The 15,380-nt window shown below is 70.4% G+C and carries 17 protein-coding genes; 8 read left to right on the forward strand and 9 right to left on the reverse strand.

The genetic code is table 11. The features are described 5' to 3' along the window. Nucleotides 1-73 precede the first annotated feature (73 nt). Nucleotides 74-931 carry a DUF4097 family beta strand repeat-containing protein gene (locus ACFU6I_RS24425; RefSeq protein WP_327244388.1) on the forward strand — a complete coding sequence of 286 codons (858 nt, stop codon included), beginning with the start codon at nt 74-76 and terminating at the stop codon, nt 929-931. A 1-nt stretch (nt 932) separates the two neighbouring features. Beyond that, nucleotides 933-1,928 (forward strand): helix-turn-helix transcriptional regulator, encoded by a 996-nt coding sequence (locus tag ACFU6I_RS24430; RefSeq protein WP_384370511.1) that lies wholly within the window; start codon nt 933-935, stop codon nt 1,926-1,928. A 40-nt stretch (nt 1,929-1,968) separates the two neighbouring features. Here the strand turns inward: ACFU6I_RS24430 and ACFU6I_RS24435 are convergent, their stop codons facing one another. The 4 genes from ACFU6I_RS24435 to ACFU6I_RS24450 all read right to left on the reverse strand — a co-directional run bounded on the left by ACFU6I_RS24435 (nt 1,969) and on the right by ACFU6I_RS24450 (nt 5,746). After that, nucleotides 1,969-2,550: a Clp protease N-terminal domain-containing protein gene (locus tag ACFU6I_RS24435; protein ID WP_384370514.1), complete on the reverse strand. Its 582-nt coding sequence runs from the start codon at nt 2,548-2,550 to the stop codon at nt 1,969-1,971. Beyond that, the gene (locus tag ACFU6I_RS24440; RefSeq protein ID WP_014154112.1) at nt 2,550-2,759 is read right to left on the reverse strand and encodes a sigma factor-like helix-turn-helix DNA-binding protein; all 210 of its coding nucleotides are present in this window, start codon (nt 2,757-2,759) and stop codon (nt 2,550-2,552) included. Before ACFU6I_RS24440 ends, ACFU6I_RS24435 begins: the two co-directional genes overlap by 1 nt. A 590-nt stretch (nt 2,760-3,349) precedes the next feature. Then, nucleotides 3,350-4,315 (reverse strand): zinc-binding dehydrogenase, encoded by a 966-nt coding sequence (locus ACFU6I_RS24445; protein ID WP_384370517.1) that lies wholly within the window; start codon nt 4,313-4,315, stop codon nt 3,350-3,352. A 207-nt stretch (nt 4,316-4,522) separates the two neighbouring features. Then, the gene (locus ACFU6I_RS24450) at nt 4,523-5,746 is read right to left on the reverse strand and encodes an NADP-dependent malic enzyme (RefSeq protein WP_384042598.1); all 1,224 of its coding nucleotides are present in this window, start codon (nt 5,744-5,746) and stop codon (nt 4,523-4,525) included. 524 nt (nt 5,747-6,270) lie between these two features. Here ACFU6I_RS24450 and ACFU6I_RS24455 point away from each other — a divergent pair. From ACFU6I_RS24455 to ACFU6I_RS24465, 3 genes are read left to right on the forward strand one after another with little or no spacing between them, the layout of a single operon-like run. Continuing rightward, a complete protein-coding gene (locus tag ACFU6I_RS24455; RefSeq protein WP_345510387.1) occupies nt 6,271-7,233 on the forward strand; it encodes an ABC transporter substrate-binding protein in 963 nt (320 codons plus the stop codon). A 28-nt stretch (nt 7,234-7,261) separates the two neighbouring features. Then, a complete protein-coding gene (locus ACFU6I_RS24460; RefSeq protein WP_384370521.1) occupies nt 7,262-8,212 on the forward strand; it encodes an amino acid ABC transporter permease in 951 nt (316 codons plus the stop codon). Further along, nucleotides 8,209-8,970 (forward strand): amino acid ABC transporter ATP-binding protein, encoded by a 762-nt coding sequence (locus ACFU6I_RS24465; RefSeq protein WP_345510388.1) that lies wholly within the window; start codon nt 8,209-8,211, stop codon nt 8,968-8,970. Before ACFU6I_RS24460 ends, ACFU6I_RS24465 begins: the two co-directional genes overlap by 4 nt. Nucleotides 8,971-9,038: 68 nt before the next feature. Here ACFU6I_RS24465 and ACFU6I_RS24470 read toward each other — a convergent pair whose 3' ends face one another. From ACFU6I_RS24470 to ACFU6I_RS24480, 3 genes are all read right to left on the reverse strand, one after another. Beyond that, nucleotides 9,039-9,812, reverse strand: a complete 774-nt coding sequence (locus ACFU6I_RS24470; protein ID WP_384370524.1) for a hypothetical protein — start codon at nt 9,810-9,812, stop codon at nt 9,039-9,041. Then, nucleotides 9,809-10,297 carry a SigE family RNA polymerase sigma factor gene (locus tag ACFU6I_RS24475; protein ID WP_345510390.1) on the reverse strand — a complete coding sequence of 163 codons (489 nt, stop codon included), beginning with the start codon at nt 10,295-10,297 and terminating at the stop codon, nt 9,809-9,811. Before ACFU6I_RS24475 ends, ACFU6I_RS24470 begins: the two co-directional genes overlap by 4 nt. A gap of 144 nt (nt 10,298-10,441) precedes the next feature. After that, the gene (locus ACFU6I_RS24480) at nt 10,442-11,203 is read right to left on the reverse strand and encodes a class I SAM-dependent methyltransferase (RefSeq protein ID WP_384370527.1); all 762 of its coding nucleotides are present in this window, start codon (nt 11,201-11,203) and stop codon (nt 10,442-10,444) included. A 95-nt stretch (nt 11,204-11,298) separates the two neighbouring features. Here ACFU6I_RS24480 and ACFU6I_RS24485 point away from each other — a divergent pair, with 95 nt between their 5' ends. After that, nucleotides 11,299-11,928, forward strand: a complete 630-nt coding sequence (locus tag ACFU6I_RS24485) for a CGNR zinc finger domain-containing protein (RefSeq protein ID WP_384370530.1) — start codon at nt 11,299-11,301, stop codon at nt 11,926-11,928. On the opposite strand, the gene sodX is transcribed toward ACFU6I_RS24485, so the two are convergent. Continuing rightward, on the reverse strand, nt 11,832-12,278 hold the full coding sequence (gene sodX, locus ACFU6I_RS24490) for a nickel-type superoxide dismutase maturation protease (RefSeq protein ID WP_384370533.1): 447 nt from the start codon (nt 12,276-12,278) through the stop codon (nt 11,832-11,834). The genes ACFU6I_RS24485 and sodX overlap by 97 nt on opposite strands. A gap of 154 nt (nt 12,279-12,432) precedes the next feature. On the opposite strand from sodX, the gene sodN reads away from it, so the two are divergent. Beyond that, on the forward strand, nt 12,433-12,828 hold the full coding sequence (sodN, locus tag ACFU6I_RS24495) for a superoxide dismutase, Ni (RefSeq protein WP_072483792.1): 396 nt from the start codon (nt 12,433-12,435) through the stop codon (nt 12,826-12,828). Between the two features lie 359 nt (nt 12,829-13,187). Here sodN and ACFU6I_RS24500 read toward each other — a convergent pair whose 3' ends face one another. Further along, nucleotides 13,188-14,666, reverse strand: coding sequence for an MFS transporter (locus ACFU6I_RS24500; RefSeq protein ID WP_384370536.1), 1,479 nt, complete (start codon nt 14,664-14,666; stop codon nt 13,188-13,190). Nucleotides 14,667-14,766: 100 nt separating this feature from the next. Here ACFU6I_RS24500 and ACFU6I_RS24505 point away from each other — a divergent pair, with 100 nt between their 5' ends. Continuing rightward, nucleotides 14,767-15,378, forward strand: coding sequence for a TetR/AcrR family transcriptional regulator (locus tag ACFU6I_RS24505; protein WP_384370539.1), 612 nt, complete (start codon nt 14,767-14,769; stop codon nt 15,376-15,378). Nucleotides 15,379-15,380 lie beyond the last annotated feature (2 nt).

Consider the following 15,380-nt stretch of genomic DNA (forward strand, 5'->3'; position numbering starts at 1 on the left):
CGATCCGCGATATATCGTGTTGTCAAGAGACGCGATATGTTGCGTCAGGGCGCGCTCCTGGGAGGTCAGATCCATGCCTGTGTCGACGTGGGCCATCGCCGAGCCTCAGAAGCTCACCTTCGACGACCCGGTGACCGCGCTCAGCGTGCGCATCGTCAACGGCACCGTCAACGTCGTCGGCACCGAGGAGCCGACCGCGCGGCTGGAGGTCTCCGCGATCGAGGGCCCGCCGCTCAGCGTGACGCAGAAGAACGGCATCCTCACGGTCGCGTACGAGGATCTGCCCTGGCACGGCTTCCTGAAGTGGTTCGACCGCAAGGGGCGGCACCGCAGCGCGGTGGTCTCGCTCGCCGTGCCGGCCGGGTCGACGGTCGAGCTCGGCACGGTCGGCGCCGGAGCGTTGGTCTCGGGCATCCGGGGACGCACGGACGTGCGCGGCATCACCGGCGACACCACGCTCGTCGGCCTCGCCGGCACGGTCCGCGCGGACACGGTCTCCGGCAATGTGGAGGCCCAGTCCGTCACCGGGGAGCTCCGCTTCAAGTCGGTCTCCGGCGATCTGACGGTCGTCGAGGGCGCCGGGGCAGCGGTACGGGCCGAATCGGTCAGCGGCAACATGGTGCTGGACCTGGATCCGACCGGGAAGCCCACGGACATCCGGCTGACCACGGTCTCCGGTGAGGTCGCCATCCGCCTGCCGCACCCGGCGGACGCGACCGTCGAGGCGAACACGGCCAGCGGCGCCGTCTCCAACGGCTTCGAGGACCTGCGGGTCGGCGGCCAGTGGGGGGCGAAGCGGATCACCGGGACGCTCGGCGCAGGCACCGGGACGCTGAGGGCCACGACCGTGTCGGGATCGATAGCCCTGCTGCGCCGCCCACCGGCCGAGGACGATCCGTACGACGCCGAGCCGACCGGAAAGGTGCTCTGACATGCCCCCCGTATTCGCCCATGGGCGGCTCCGCCTGTACCTGCTGAAACTCCTGGACGAGGCGCCCCGCCACGGCTACGAGGTGATCCGGATCCTGGAGGAACGCTTCCAGGGCCTGTACGCGCCGTCGGCGGGCACCGTCTATCCGCGCCTGGCCAAGCTGGAGGCCGAGGGGCTGGTCACGCACGCCACCGAGGGCGGCCGCAAGGTCTACTCGATCACCGACGCGGGCCGCGCCGAACTGGCGGACCGCGGTGGCGAACTGGCCGATCTGGAGCTGGAGATCCGCGAGTCGGTCTCCGAACTGGCCGCCGAGATGCGGGACGACGTGCGGGGCGCGGCGGGGAAGCTGCGCAGCGAGATGCGCGCGGCAGCCGGCGAGACCCGGCACACCTCCGCCACCGGGACCGGCGCGAAGGGCGACCGGGGCTCCCCGTTCGGTGATTTCGGCGACTTCACGGACTTCGGCGACAGCGAGGCCTGGCGCACCGCCAAGGAGGAGCTGCGCAAGGCCAAACAGGAGTGGAAGGAGCAGGCCCGCCGGGCGAAGGACGAGTCCCGCCGGGCCCGCGAGGACGCCCAGCAGGCACGCCGCCAGGCCAAGGAGGCCCAGGAGAGGGCGCGCGAGCAGATGCAGAACGCGGCCCGGCAGGTCCAGGAGCACTTCGCCCGGGGTGACTGGCCCACCGGAGTACGGGAGGGGCTGGCCGAGATCACCGGCCGCCTGGCCGGCTACACCGGGACGGCCGGCCGGCCTCCGTACGCCAGGCCCGAACCGTCGGCCGGCGACCCCGACTGGGGCAAGGAGACGGGCACGACGGGCGACCCGGCCCGCGACCTGGACCGCCTGCTCGACCGCTTCCGGGACGACATCCGCGACGCGGCCCGCGACCGGGGCGTGACGGAGGACCAGTTGGTGGAGGCCCGCCGCCATCTGTCGACGGCGGCCGCCCGCATCGGCGCGCTCCTGCAGAAGGACGCCGACGCCAAGGAGTGAGCAGGGCCGGGGGCATGCCCCCGGCCCGTCCACCGCATTCCTACCCCGCCTTCGCCTGCCCCTCGGCCCCACCGGCACCCTCCCCGTACAGCGCCCGCGTGACCGCCTCGTGCGTCGCCCCGTGCTCCGCCAGCACATCGGCGACCACACCCGGCGTGACGGTGAACGCCAGCAGGATGTGTTCCTCGCCGATGAACCGGTCACCGCGCCCCACCGCAACCCGCAGGGCCTTCTCCAGAACGGTCTTCGCGCCCCGGGCAAAGGCTGGCCGCCCGGACCGCCCGCGGCGGCCCTTCCGGCCCGCGGCCAGGGCGCCCTCGCCGTGCGCGTCCTCGATCCGGGTGACGATCTCCGTCACATCGATGCCGATGCCGGCGAGTGCGTCCGTGTCGGCCTTGGTCAGCCCGCCCCGCCGACGGGCCTCGGCGAGCGCCGCCTGAACCGAGGCTCGGCGGTCGGTCAGCCCGAGGGCCGCGACGGCGAAGGCGGCCCGGGTGCCCTGCTGGTCGAGCAGGGCGAGCAGCATGTGTTCCTCGGTGACGGAGTCGGAACCGGCCTGCCCGGCCTGGTCCACGGCGCCGGTCACGACGGCGCGGGCACCGCCGGTGAATCGCTCGAACATCAATGCCTCCCGTACTTCTTGTGGACGGCCTGTCGACTGACGCCCAGTTCGGCCGCGATCTCCTGCCACGACCAGCCCTGGACGCGGGCACTTCTGACTTGTACGGCTTCGAGCTGCTCCAGCAGCCGCCGAAGGGCGGCGACGGCGCGCAACCCGACGCGCGGGTCGCGGTCGCCGGCGCGTGCGGCGAGATCCGTTGCTTCGGTCATGGTGTCAACTTACGTTGACATGGAGCCCATGTCAACTATGGTTGACATGATCGGCATCGGGATCCACCACCGTGACAGTCCGCGCGCTCCCCCGCAGACCTCCATCCGCACCTCATCCCGCGCCTGCGCACCGCGGCGCGCCCGTCGACCGGGACGCGCCAGCGGCGCGCCGACGACAGGAGCGGGAGGGCAGAAGTGCGGGGCGCACACAGGTGAGCGAAGCGGGCGTCGACGGCCGGTCGCCGAGCGGCATCCCCGGAGCCGGTGCGCGGGCGACGCGGCGAGGGGCATCCGCGCCGGGTCGGGCCCCGGCCGCCACCAGCGACCGTTCGGTGCGGGCCGTCACGGCACGCCGGGTCCCCGGCCCTCCGGCCCCGCAGGGCGAGGGCCCGGTCGGGCTCGTCGGCCGGCCGCGGAATGCCGTGCGGCTGCGGATACCCGGCCGGGAGCGTTTCGGCGGCGGGGGCGAGGCCCCGCCGCCGATCCGGTCGAAGTGACAACTGCCGTCATGCGGCTTCGACCGTGCGCATGGCGGCAGATCTCAGCGGCAGACCCGACGGGTCATCACCGCTCCGTCGGAGAGCAACACCTCAGGACGCGGTGAGTACGATCTTTCCGAACTGGTCGCCCGAGGCGAGCCGCTCGAACCCCTCGCGGGCACGGTCCAGCGGCAGTACCTCGTCGATGACGGGCCGCACCCCGGTCGTCGCACAGAACGCCAGCAGGTCCTCCAGCTCGTCCTTGGACCCCATCGTCGAACCGACGACCTTCAGCTCCAGGAAGAAGATCCGGGTCAGCTCGGCGTGCGAGGGCCGGTCGCCGCTGGTCGCGCCGGAGATGACCAGGGTGCCACCGGGGCGCAGCGACTTCACCGAGTGGGACCAGGTGGCCGCGCCGACCGTCTCGATGACGGCATCGACGCGCTGCGGCAGCCTTGCACCGGGCTCGTACGCCTCGATCGCCCCGAGCTCGACGGCCCTCTTGCGCTTGGCCTCGTCGCGACTGGTGGCGTAGATCCGCAGCCCGGCAGCCTTGCCGAGGACGATCGCGGCGGTCGCGACACCGCCGCCCGCGCCCTGGACGAGGACGGAGTCACCGGGCCGTACTCCGGCATTGGTGAAGAGCATCCGGTACGCGGTGAGCCAGGCGGTCGGCAGACAGGCGGCCTGCTCGAAGGTGAGCTCCTTCGGCTTGGGCAGCACATTCCAGCTGGGGACGGTGACCTGCTCGGCGAAGGTGCCCTGGTAGCGCTCGGTGAGGATGGACCGGGGCTCGTTCGGGCCGACGCCGTGCCCGGTCTGGCCGATGACGGAGTGCAGGACGACCTCGTTGCCGTTCTCGTCGATCCCGGCTGCGTCGCAGCCGAGGATCATCGGCAGCTTGTCCTCGGCGAGGCCGACGCCACGGAGCGACCAGAGGTCGTGATGGTTGAGGGAAGCTGCCCGGACATGGACGGTGGTCCAGCCGGGGCGCGCCTCGGGGGCGGGGCGCTCGCCCAGCTCGAGGCCGGTGAGGGGCTGGTCGCGGTCGATGCGGGCTGCGTAGGCGGCGAACATGGCCCTGACACTAGGCGCGGGGCGGTTGCGACGGAACCGGCGGAGGGTGTGACGTGGCCCGCGTGGCGTACCCGGGCTCGGGGCATGATCCGGCCTCGCCCGCGTCCGAGGCGTGGGGTCCGGGGCCGAGCCCCGGAACGGGAAGGGGCGGGGCGGGGCGGAGGTCCGCCGCAGGCGTCCCGCACTCCCACCCCGCCCCGGCTCACCTCAGCGCCGCGCCACACCCTCCGCGCGCGCCGCGGCGGCAACCGCGGCCGTCACCGCGGGAGCGACCCGCTCGTCGAACGGCGAGGGAATCACGTAGTCCGCCGCCAGTTCGGCCCCCACCACATCCGCCAGCGCAGTCGCCGCGGCGATCTTCATGCCCTCGGTGATGCGGGAAGCCCGCACCTGCAGCGCGCCGGCGAAGATGCCGGGGAAGGCCAGCACGTTGTTGATCTGGTTCGGGTAGTCCGACCGGCCCGTCGCCACGACCGCCGCGTACTTGTGCGCGATGTCGGGGTGGACCTCCGGGTCCGGGTTGGCCATGGCGAAGACGAACGCACCGGGCGCCATCGACGCGACCGCCGCCTCCGGCACCGTACCGCCGGAGACGCCGATGAAGACGTCCGCACCGACCAGCGCGGTCTCCAGCGGACCGGAGATGCCGGCCTTGTTGGTGATCTCCGCGAGTTCGCGCTTGACCTCCGTCAGGTCCTCGCGGTCCCGGCTGACGATCCCCTTGCGGTCGGCCACGGCGACGTCACCGAGCCCCGCCTCCAGCAGGAACTTGGCGATGGCCACGCCTGCCGCCCCCGCGCCGGAGATGACACCGCGCAGGTCACCGAGGGTCCGCCCGGACAGCTTCGCGGCGTTGCGCAGCGCGGCCAGGGTCACCACGGCCGTACCGTGCTGGTCGTCGTGGAAGACCGGAATGTCGAGCCGCTCCTGCAGCTTGCGCTCGATCTCGAAGCAGCGGGGCGCCGAGATGTCCTCCAGATTCACCCCTCCGAAGGACGGAGCGAGCCGGACGACCGTCTCCACGATCTCGTCCGCATCGGTCGTCGCGAGCGCGATCGGCACCGCGTCGACCCCGCCGAACTGCTTGAAGAGGATCGCCTTGCCCTCCATCACCGGCAAGGACGCCTCCGGACCGATGTCTCCCAGCCCGAGCACCGCGGTGCCGTCCGTCACGACGGCGACGACCTGCGACTTCCAGGTGTAGTCGTGAACCAGCTCGGGATTCTCCGCGATGGCGCTGCACACCTTGGCAACGCCCGGCGTGTATGCGAGGGACAGGTCGTCCTTGTCACGCAGCGGGACGGTGGCCTGCACGGCCATCTTCCCGCCGCGGTGGAGCGCGAAGGCCGCGTCGAACGGCTCGTCGGTCGCGCTGCCGGTACTGCTGTCAGTCGTGCTGTCGCTGCGAGGATTGACGATCTCCGCTGCCATGGTGTTGACCCCTTAAGTCTTCATTGTCTGAGGGTGGCCACTCCTGGTTGAGGAGGGGTGGGCGGGCACCGCGTCCGTTCCCTGCACTGGGCGGTTGGCCCGCTCCGACAGGGGGGAGGTACGTACGCGCGGGCGCGCCGCACACGCGCCCTGAGCCCCGGATGAGGGGTGTAAAGGTCTTTCTTACCGGACAGACCGCATCCCGGACGAGTCCAAACCGACGCGGTGACGTGCCTCATAGTCGAAAACCTGGACAAGTCGACTAATCGGCCAGATATCCGTCCACCAGTCGAGACGTACCGGAGATTCTCCGGCCGGAAGAAGAAAACCCCATAGAAGGTCCGGCCTTGTGTACCGGCCTGTTGAGGTTCGGGGATCGCCCGTTACCCGATTTTGACATGACTGGCCCCCTGATTGGGCTAGTCCGAATGGCAAGATGCCGTAATCACACGAGGCGGCGACATCCGACGATGTGTGCCATACCGCCTGGCAACTCCACCCTCACCTGCCGGAGGAACCTGATCATGACCGCACGCACCACCCGTCGTACGACCGCAACGTCCCGGATTGCAGCGGTCTGCGCCATCGCGGTCGCCGGCACCATGCTGCTGACCGCCTGTGGCGACCAGACCAAGGGCGGAACGAAGGCGTCCGAGTCGACGAAGAGCTCTTCCGGGGCGTCCTCCCCCGCCGACCTCCTGCCGCAGGACATCAAGGCCAGTGGCGTCATCAAGGTCGGCTCGGACATCGCGTACCCGCCGGTCGAGTTCAAGGACAAGTCCGGAAAGGTCGTCGGCATCGACCCCGACCTCGGTGCTGCGCTGGGCAAGGAGCTCGGTGTGCGCTTCGAGTTCGAGAACGGCACGTTCGACACGCTGATCTCGGGTCTGCGCGCCAAGCGCTACCAGCTGGCGATGTCGGCCATGACCGACACCAAGGACCGCCAGGAAGGCATCGACTCCGAGACGAAGAAGAAGGTCGGCGAGGGCGTCGACTTCGTCGACTACTTCACCGCCGGTGTCTCGATCTACACCAAGAAGGGTGACGACAAGGGCATCAAGACCTGGTCCGACCTCTGCGGCAAGAAGATCGCCGTGCAGCGCGGCACCGTCTCGCACGACCTCGCCAAGGCCGAGGCCAAGAAGTGCACGGGCGGCAAGACGATCGCGATCGAGTCGTACGACACGGACCTGGAGGCCCAGACCCGGCTGCGCAGCGGTGGCGCCGACGCCGGCTCCTCCGACTTCCCGGTGGCCGCCTACGCGGTGAAGACCTCGGGTGGCGGCAAGGACTTCCAGCTGGTCGGCGAGCAGGTCGAAGCCGCTCCGTACGGCATCGCCATCGCCAAGGGCAACGACCAGCTCACCAAGGCCGTGCAGGCGGCCCTGGACGCGCTCATCAAGAACGGCGAGTACGGAAAGATCATCGCGAAGTGGGGCGTGGAGGCCGGCGCGGTCACCGAGGCCAAGATCAACGGCGGATCCTGACCGGGCACCGTGCTGAAAGGCTCCATCTGTGACTGACATCGAGAAGACGGGCCCGGCCGATGAGCCGCCCGTCCCCTCCACCCCGTCGGCCGGGCCGAAGGCGATCAAGGCCATCCCCGTCCGGCACTACGGCCGGTACGTCTCGGCGGTCATCGCCATCGCCGCGCTGGTCGCGATCATCTACGCCTTCTCCCAGGGCAAGATCAACTGGGGCGCCATCCCCGACTACTTCTTCGACGACCGGATCATCAGGGGTGTCGGCCAGACCCTGCTGCTGACCGCCCTGTCGATGGTCATCGGCATCGTCGGGGGCATCCTGCTCGCGGTGATGCGGCTCTCCAAGAACCCGGTGACCTCGTCCATCGCGTGGTTCTACATCTGGTTCTTCCGCGGCACCCCGGTCCTGGTACAGCTGTTCGTCTGGTTCAACCTGGGCCTGGTCTTCGAGTACATCAACCTCGGGCCGATCTACAAGGACTACTGGTCGAGCTTCATGACGCCGCTGCTGACGGCGCTGCTCGGCCTGGGCCTCAACGAGGCCGCCTACATGGCGGAGATCTGCCGCGCCGGTCTGCTCTCGGTCGACGAGGGCCAGACGGAGGCGTCGCACGCGCTGGGCATGAGCCACGGCAAGACACTGCGGCGCATCGTGATCCCGCAGGCGATGCGGGTGATCGTGCCGCCGACGGGCAACGAAGTCATCAACATGCTGAAGACGACGTCGCTCGTGTCCGCGGTGCAGTTCACCGAACTGTTCCGGTACGCCCAGGACATCGGATCGTCGTCCGGAGCCCCGGTGGAGATGTACTTCCTCGCCGCGGCCTGGTATCTGATCATGACGTCGGTGCTGACCGTGGGCCAGTTCTACCTGGAGCGGTACTACGCGCGCGGTTCGAGCCGCAGCCTGCCGCCGACCCCCATGCAGAAGATCCGGGCCAACCTGCTGTCCCTGGGCCGTCCGTCGGGAGGCGCGGCATGACCGCCATGGTGAAGGCCGAGGGCGTACACAAGTCCTTCGGCGCCGCACACATTCTCAAGGGCATCGACCTGGAGGTCGCCCCGCGGGAGGTCTTCTGCCTGATCGGCCCGTCCGGTTCCGGCAAGTCGACGTTCCTGCGGTGCATCAACCACCTGGAGCAGATCAACGCCGGCCGGCTCTATGTCGACGGTGACCTGGTGGGCTACCGCCAGAAGGGCGACAAGCTCTACGAGCTCAAGGACACCGAGGTCGCCCTGAAGCGCCGGGACATCGGCATGGTCTTCCAGCGGTTCAACCTCTTCCCGCACATGACGGCCATCGAGAACGTCATGGAGGCCCCGGTACAGGTCAAGGGCGAGGCGAAGGCCGTCGCCCGGGCCCGCGCGGAGCGGTTGCTGGACCGGGTCGGCCTGGCCGACAAGGCGAAGAACTACCCGTCGCAGCTCTCCGGCGGCCAGCAGCAGCGGGTGGCGATCGCCCGAGCCCTGGCCATGGAGCCGAAGCTGATGCTCTTCGACGAGCCGACGTCGGCGCTCGACCCGGAGCTGGTGGGCGACGTCCTGGACGTCATGCGCGGGCTCGCGGAGGACGGCATGACGATGATCGTCGTGACCCATGAGATGGGCTTCGCCCGGGAGGTCGGCGACGCGCTGGTCTTCATGGACGACGGGGTGGTGGTCGAATCGGGCCACCCGCGCGACGTACTGACGAACCCTCAGCACGACCGGACGAAGTCGTTCCTGTCGAAGGTGCTGTAGCGGTACGGGAGTGACACGAGGGCGGTGCGGACTCCGGTCCGCACCGCCCTCTCCCGTATCCGGCCGGGCTACTTCTTCGGCAGCAGTTCCGGGCTCAGCATCAGCGTGCGCAGCTGGGCACGCGTGAGCGGCGTGCTCTTGAGCAGAGGCCCCTGCGAGGTGTCGGCCGTGAAGCCGGTGCTGTCCCGGACGGCCAGCAGCCCGCCGTCCTTCAGAGTGAGCCGGGCCACGAGCTCCGGCCCCCAGTCCGGCGTACCTCCGTCGAGGTTCTTCATCGGGTCGCTCCAGATGGTCAGCACCCGGCCGTCCGGCAGTTCCTCGCGCACGCAGTCGGCCGGGCGCGGCTCCCCGTTGGTCGGCCTGCAGATGTCGGTGGCGGCGGGAAACCCGCCGAACTTCTGGGAGACCTGCTTGCCGTTCATGGCACCGATGACGAGGTAGCCGACGCCTCCGTCCCTGCGGACGGCGTACTGCCCGTCCAGCGGCCCCACCGGGTGCTCCTCGGCCTGCTGCGGGGTCGCGTGCTTGATGATCACGGCGAGCGAGACCTGCTCGACCGCGCCCACGCCCTTGGGCAGCAGCTCGACGAGCTGCTTCGCCCGGCCGCTGTCGCCGGCCAGTTCGGCGGGCGCCGCCACCGAGGCCTGCTCCTCCTTCGGCTGCGCGGTCAGTCCCGGGACCGCGAGCGCCCCGGCCGTGACCACGCCGAACGCGGCTGCCGCGACCGCGGCCCGGCGTCGCCACCGCACCCGGGCCGCCTTCGCGTACACGCCTTCGGCACTGATCACCGGCTGCCCCGCGTGCTCGGCGGCCCGCCCCAGCAGTTCCTTGACGTCGCTCATGCGTATTCCTCCACCATCTCGGCGCGCAGCGCCGCCAACCCCCGAGCCGCATGGCTCTTGACCGTGTTCTCGCGCATCCCGAGCATGTCGGCCGTGGCCTCGACGCTCAGGTCCTCCCAGTACCGCAGCACCAGGACGGCCCGCTGCTTGGCCGAGAGCCGGGCGAGGGCCGCCCGTACCGCAAGGCCGGTGTCCGTGTCGGGCGACTGGCCCGCGCGGTCGGGCAGTTCGCCGTACGCCTGCTCCCGCCGCCAGAACCTGCGGCGGGCGGCGATGAAGGTGTTGACCAGCGTCTTGCGCGCGTACGCCTCGATGTTGTCCAGCCGGCCGTGCCGCCGTCCGCCGAGCACGACCTTCACCAGAGTCGACTGGACCAGGTCCTCGGCCTCGTGCCGGTCGCCGCAGAGCAGATAGGCGCTGCGGAACAGCGCCGTACGTCTGCCCTCGACGAAGGCGTGCAGCGCGGCTTCGTCATCGATCCGCATCGTCGGCGCCCCCTCCCGGGTCCGCGGATGCGGACCGTCTCACCCTTCCAGTGCGCCGGGGTGCGCGGCGGGTTGCAGCAGGGACGGAAAAATTCGGGCGGTACGGACCGGAGTCCGTACCGCCCCATGCGGCGCATGGTTCCGCTACTTCACGGCGAGCACCAGGGTGTCCGACGGGGAGGCCCAGACGGCCCGTGCCTCGCCGAAGCCCGCGGCGCGCAGAGTGTCCGCGTGCCACCGCGCGGACGGCATGTCGCCGTCGGCGTGCTCGCCGTAGATCTTGTACCGCTCGGCGGTCGGGGCGGCGAGGACCGGGTCCTCGGCCGCGAGGGCCCACCAGTCCGCCCAGTCGAGGGCGCCCGCGGCCTTGGCACGGTCCATCCCGGCATGGCGGTGGGCGCGTTCGGCCGCGTTGATACGGGGGGTGTCGGTGTCGATCATGTGATCGGCGTTCATGAACACCCCGCCGTCCCTGACGAGTTCGCCGAGCTGCCCGTAGAGCGTGGTGAGCGGTTCGCTGTGCAGCCAGTGCAGGGCGGTGGCGGTGAGGACGGCGTCGTACGTGTCGTACGGCAGCCGCTCGGCCCAGGCGGGGTCCTTGAGGTCGGCCGTGACAAAGGTGACGCGCTCGTCGCCGGCGAAGGAACCGCGGGCGATGGCGAGCAGCGCCGGGTCGAGGTCGACGCCGGTACTGGTGGCCTCGGGGAACCGCTTGAGGAGCCGGTCCGTAATACTTCCCGTACCGCACGCGAGGTCGAGCACCCTCGGCCGCGGCCCGACGAAGGCCTCGACCATGTCCAGCATCACCCGGAACCGTTCCTCGCGGTCGGGCATGTACCACTCCTGCTGCCGGTCCCAGCTCCGCTGCCAGGCCTGCCAGTCAGTGCCCGTCGATGTCTCCGTCACCCGAACCCCTCCACTACGTAATACCCTCGAAGCAGAAGCGACCGTTACATCGGTCACCGTATCCAGACCTTAGACCGACCCCGTAAGGACTACAAGTGGAACTGGCCTATTACTCGGACTATGCGGTGCGCCTGGTCAACACCGAGGAGCCGGCCCGCAACAAGGACGTCCTCACCTCCGTCGAGGCGGTCCGCGATCTGTTCGGCGCCAACGGGCAGGCGGCGAGGCGCGCCACCGACGCGGACGTGACCCGCTTCCGGTCGGTACGGGCGCGGCTGCGCGCCGTTTTCGAGGCGGCCGACATCGGCGACGAGACGCTCGCCGTCGACCTGTTGAACTCGCTGCTGCTGGAGTTCCCGGTCAGCCCGCAGATCTCCGGCCACGACACCCGTGACGCGGACGGAAAACCGGACTGGCACATGCACCTGGCCGACCACCCCTCGAACGTGACGGCCGGCTACGCCGCCACCGCAGCGATGGGTCTCGCCTTCCACCTCACGTCGTACGGGGTGGACCGGCTCGGGCTCTGCGAGGCCGCACCCTGCCGCAACGCGTACCTCGACACCTCGACCAACCGGTCCCGGCGCTACTGCTCGGACCGCTGCGCGACCCGCGCCAATGTGGCCGCCTACCGGGCCCGCAAGCGCCTGGAGACGGAGCGCGCCGCCGACACCGGCCGCAGCGCGGAGACCGCCCAGGCCAGCACCGCGCGGAGCGAACGCTGATCCTTCCTCAGCGGCCGGTAGCGGGCCCGGACCCGTGCCAGCACCAGTTCTTCGGGCACCGTCCCGTAGTCCGTGCTGTCCCCGCCCGCGAACGTGTTGTCGGCCAGCACCCACCAGCCGCCCGCGCGGCGCTCGGTGGCTCGCTTGACGACCAACAGGTCCTGTTGGAAGGGGTGGCGCAGAACGACCACGTCACCGGGGCGCACCGGCGCCCCGTACTGCACGAGCAGCCAGTCCCCGTGGTACAGCGTGGGCACCATCGACGGCCCCGTCACCTCCACCACCTGGAACGGCAGCCGCCCCGCCCTGCCCCGCACGGGCTCCTGCGCCAACTCCGGTACCTCCGGCATCTCCGGCACCTCCCCGGTCCGTTCCGTGCATTCGACCACTGGTCCCATACTCGCCCTGGACTTTTGGCCTAAGCCCATGGGGGCACCCACGAAAACACGTCCCTCACGGAGTAATGTCCCACCTGAGAAGACGATCACGAGGAAGGACAGCTCAATGCTTTCCCGCCTGTTTGCCCCCAAGGTGAAGGTCAGCGCCCACTGCGACCTGCCCTGCGGCGTGTACGACCCGGCCCAGGCCCGCATCGAGGCGGAGTCCGTCAAGGCCGTCCAGGAGAAGTACCAGGCCAACGAGGACCCGCACTTCCGGGCCCGCGCGGTGGTCATCAAGGAGCAGCGCGCCGAGCTTGCGAAGCACCACATCTCGGTGCTGTGGAGCGACTACTTCAAGCCCCCGCACTTCGAGAAGTACCCGGAGCTGCACCAGCTGGTCAACGACGCCCTCAAGGCGCTGTCGGCCGCGAAGGCCTCCACCGACCCGGCGACGGGCCAGAAGGCGCTGGACTACATCGCCCAGATCGACAAGATCTTCTGGGAGACCAAGAAGGCCTGATCGCCGAGTTGGCGCATGCGACGGGTCCGGACGGACCCGACTGCCGCAGCGCGGACGGCGTAGACGGACAGGAGGGCCCGGCAGCTTCGGCTGCCGGGCCCTCCTGGCGTTCGACGGTGCGCGAGTACGAGGTCTCGCCCCGGCCCGAGCTTCCCGCTCGGGCAGCATGTCCGTCGGGGAGCCGCCCGCTCCGAGGAACGCGTCCGGGCCGTGCTCGCGGACATACGCGGCACGGTCCGGCCGGGTGCTCGGCCACACCCACAGGTTTGCCGGTGCCCTCTTCGAGCCGATCGGGCATCAGCGCCCCTGCGGACGGGGCGAAGGGGCAGATCCCCGATTCCGCGGGACCGTCAGGGCGGTCACCGGCCGATGACTCCCGCGCGCCGCCGGGTTCCCAGGAACGCACCGGCCAGCAGCGAACCCACCAGGACCAGTGTGGAGTTGACCAGGATCGCGACCGTGACTCCGGACAGGACGCCGGTGGGTCCGGTGTCACCGAGCGAGGCCATCCGGGCGGCGGCGACGGCGCTCATGACCGGGATACCCATGGTGATGCCGACCTGCTGGGTCATCGTGGCGAGGCCGGTGGCCAGGCCCTGCTCGTTGTCGGGGAGGCCGGAGGTGGCGGTGACCATGAAGCCGACGATCATCAGCATGTTGCCGATGCCGCCGATGAAGGTGGCGGCGAGGAGGAGCCAGATCCAGGCGCCGGAGGTGCCGAGGGCGACCAGGGTGAGCGTGGCGGCGGCCTGGACGATGCCGCCGACGACGATGGTGGTCCGGGTCCCGCAGCGACCGACGGCGCGGCCGCCGAGGGTGCCGCCGATGACCGTGCCCAGACCCAGGACGCCGAAGGCGAATCCGGTGGCGAGGGGCGAGTAGCCGAGGACTTCCTGCAGGTAGAGGGTGAGGAGGAAGACGAGGGAAGTCTCGGTGACGAAGGCGATCAGCCCCGCCGCGTTGCCCCAGATGACGCTGCGTCGCCTCAGGACCCGTACGGGTACGAGGGGCGTCGCGGCCCGCTTCTCGACGAACCAGAAGGTGACGAGAAGGGCGACGCCCGCGAGGAGGGAGGCCAGGGTGGTGGGGGTGGTCCAGCCGGTCTCACCGGCCTGGGTGAGTCCGTGGACGAGGGCGAGGAGTCCGCCGGTGACGGTCACGGCGCCGGGGATGTCGAGCCTGGGCCGCTCGTCGGGGCGCGATTCGGTGATGACGGACGGAGCGAGAACGAGGACGAGCAGGGCGACGGGGGCGTTGATGAAGAACGCCCAGCGCCAGGAGAGCAGGTCGGTGAGGAGTCCGCCGAGAACGGCTCCCGCGGTGAACCCGGCTGACATCAGGGCTCCGTTGAGGCCGAGTGCGCGTTCACGCAGCGGGCCCTCCTTGAAGGCCGTCGTCAGCAGGGCGAGCCCGGCCGGGGTGACGGCCGCGGTGGCCAGACCCTGCAGCACCCGTGCGCAGAGCAGGACTTCGGGCGAGGTGGCGAGCCCGCCGAGGAGGGAGGAGGCGCCGAGGACGGCCATCCCACCGAGGAACATCCGCTTGCGCCCGACGATGTCGGCCACACGCCCGAAGAGGAGGGTGAAGCCGGCGGCGGCCAGCGCGAAGGCGGTCGCGATCCACTGGAGATCGGCGAGGGAGAAGCCGAGCCCCTCGCCGACGACCGGCAGTGCGACGTTCAGGATCGAGAAGTCCACGGCGATCATGAACTGGGCGCCGAGAAGAAGGGTGAGGACGAGCTTCTGCCGCCCGGTCATGCGGATACCGGGCTGCGCGGTGGCGGCGGCGGTGGCGCCGGCTTCGACTGTCGGTGACGGGGTGGTGCGAGGTGCGGACATGGATGCCTTCCTCAGGCAGGAGTTTTAACGGTTCCATGGTTCCGTTAAGGTGGGATCACCGTAACAGGAGAAGCTCGCCAAATGGAACTGGAGGCCCGTTATGACTTCTGAGGGTGTGGAGCCCGGCACCGTCCGGCCGGGTGGGCGTACCGCCCGGGTCCGGGAATCCGTCCTGCGGGCGGCGGGCGACGCCCTGGTCGAGCACGGTTTCGACGGCCTCGACCTCGCCGATGTCGCCCGCCGTGCGGGGGTCGGCAAGACCACCGTCTACCGGCGCTGGTCCACCGCCACCGGTCTCGTCGCCGACCTGCTCGACGACATGGCCGAGCAGTCCTCTCCCCGTACGGACACGGGTTCACTGATCGAGGACCTCAGGGCCAATGCGCGGCTCGTGGTGAAGACCCTGACCGACCCGCGCCAGGGCCCGCTCTTCACGTCGGTGATCGCCGCGGCGACGTGCGACCCGCGCACGGCCGAGTCCCTGCACCGCTTCTACGCGATCCGCGTCAAGGAGTGGGCGGGCTGCGTCATCGCGGCCCTGGAACGCGGCGAGCTGCCCGCGGGCACGGATCCCGACGAGGTGATCCGGGCGGTCTCGGCCCCGCTCTACTACCGGCTGCTGGCCAGCGGCGCCCCCCTCGACGCAGCGGCCGCCGACCTCGCCGCCGAGGCCGCGGCGGCTGCGGCGCGCGCGGGCGTGTACGTGAGGTGACG

Origin of the sequence: Streptomyces sp. NPDC057486, from assembly GCF_042802415.1 — a bacterium.
GTDB classification, from domain to species: domain Bacteria; phylum Actinomycetota; class Actinomycetes; order Streptomycetales; family Streptomycetaceae; genus Streptomyces; species Streptomyces yanii.

Coding starts and splice junctions, on each gene's coding strand:
- ACFU6I_RS24445 (WP_384370517.1), bottom strand. CDS start 4,315: ATGTTCGCCGCCTACGCAGCCCGCATCGACCGCGACCAGCCCCTCACC.
- ACFU6I_RS24455 (WP_345510387.1), top strand. CDS start 6,271: ATGACCGCACGCACCACCCGTCGTACGACCGCAACGTCCCGGATTGCA.
- sodN (WP_072483792.1), top strand. CDS start 12,433: ATGCTTTCCCGCCTGTTTGCCCCCAAGGTGAAGGTCAGCGCCCACTGC.
- ACFU6I_RS24430 (WP_384370511.1), top strand. CDS start 933: ATGCCCCCCGTATTCGCCCATGGGCGGCTCCGCCTGTACCTGCTGAAA.
- ACFU6I_RS24505 (WP_384370539.1), top strand. CDS start 14,767: ATGACTTCTGAGGGTGTGGAGCCCGGCACCGTCCGGCCGGGTGGGCGT.
- ACFU6I_RS24475 (WP_345510390.1), bottom strand. CDS start 10,297: ATGCGGATCGATGACGAAGCCGCGCTGCACGCCTTCGTCGAGGGCAGA.
- sodX (WP_384370533.1), bottom strand. CDS start 12,278: ATGCCGGAGGTACCGGAGTTGGCGCAGGAGCCCGTGCGGGGCAGGGCG.
- ACFU6I_RS24465 (WP_345510388.1), top strand. CDS start 8,209: ATGACCGCCATGGTGAAGGCCGAGGGCGTACACAAGTCCTTCGGCGCC.
- ACFU6I_RS24450 (WP_384042598.1), bottom strand. CDS start 5,746: ATGGCAGCGGAGATCGTCAATCCTCGCAGCGACAGCACGACTGACAGC.
- ACFU6I_RS24435 (WP_384370514.1), bottom strand. CDS start 2,550: ATGTTCGAGCGATTCACCGGCGGTGCCCGCGCCGTCGTGACCGGCGCC.
- ACFU6I_RS24425 (WP_327244388.1), top strand. CDS start 74: ATGCCTGTGTCGACGTGGGCCATCGCCGAGCCTCAGAAGCTCACCTTC.
- ACFU6I_RS24500 (WP_384370536.1), bottom strand. CDS start 14,666: ATGTCCGCACCTCGCACCACCCCGTCACCGACAGTCGAAGCCGGCGCC.
- ACFU6I_RS24470 (WP_384370524.1), bottom strand. CDS start 9,812: ATGAGCGACGTCAAGGAACTGCTGGGGCGGGCCGCCGAGCACGCGGGG.
- ACFU6I_RS24440 (WP_014154112.1), bottom strand. CDS start 2,759: ATGACCGAAGCAACGGATCTCGCCGCACGCGCCGGCGACCGCGACCCG.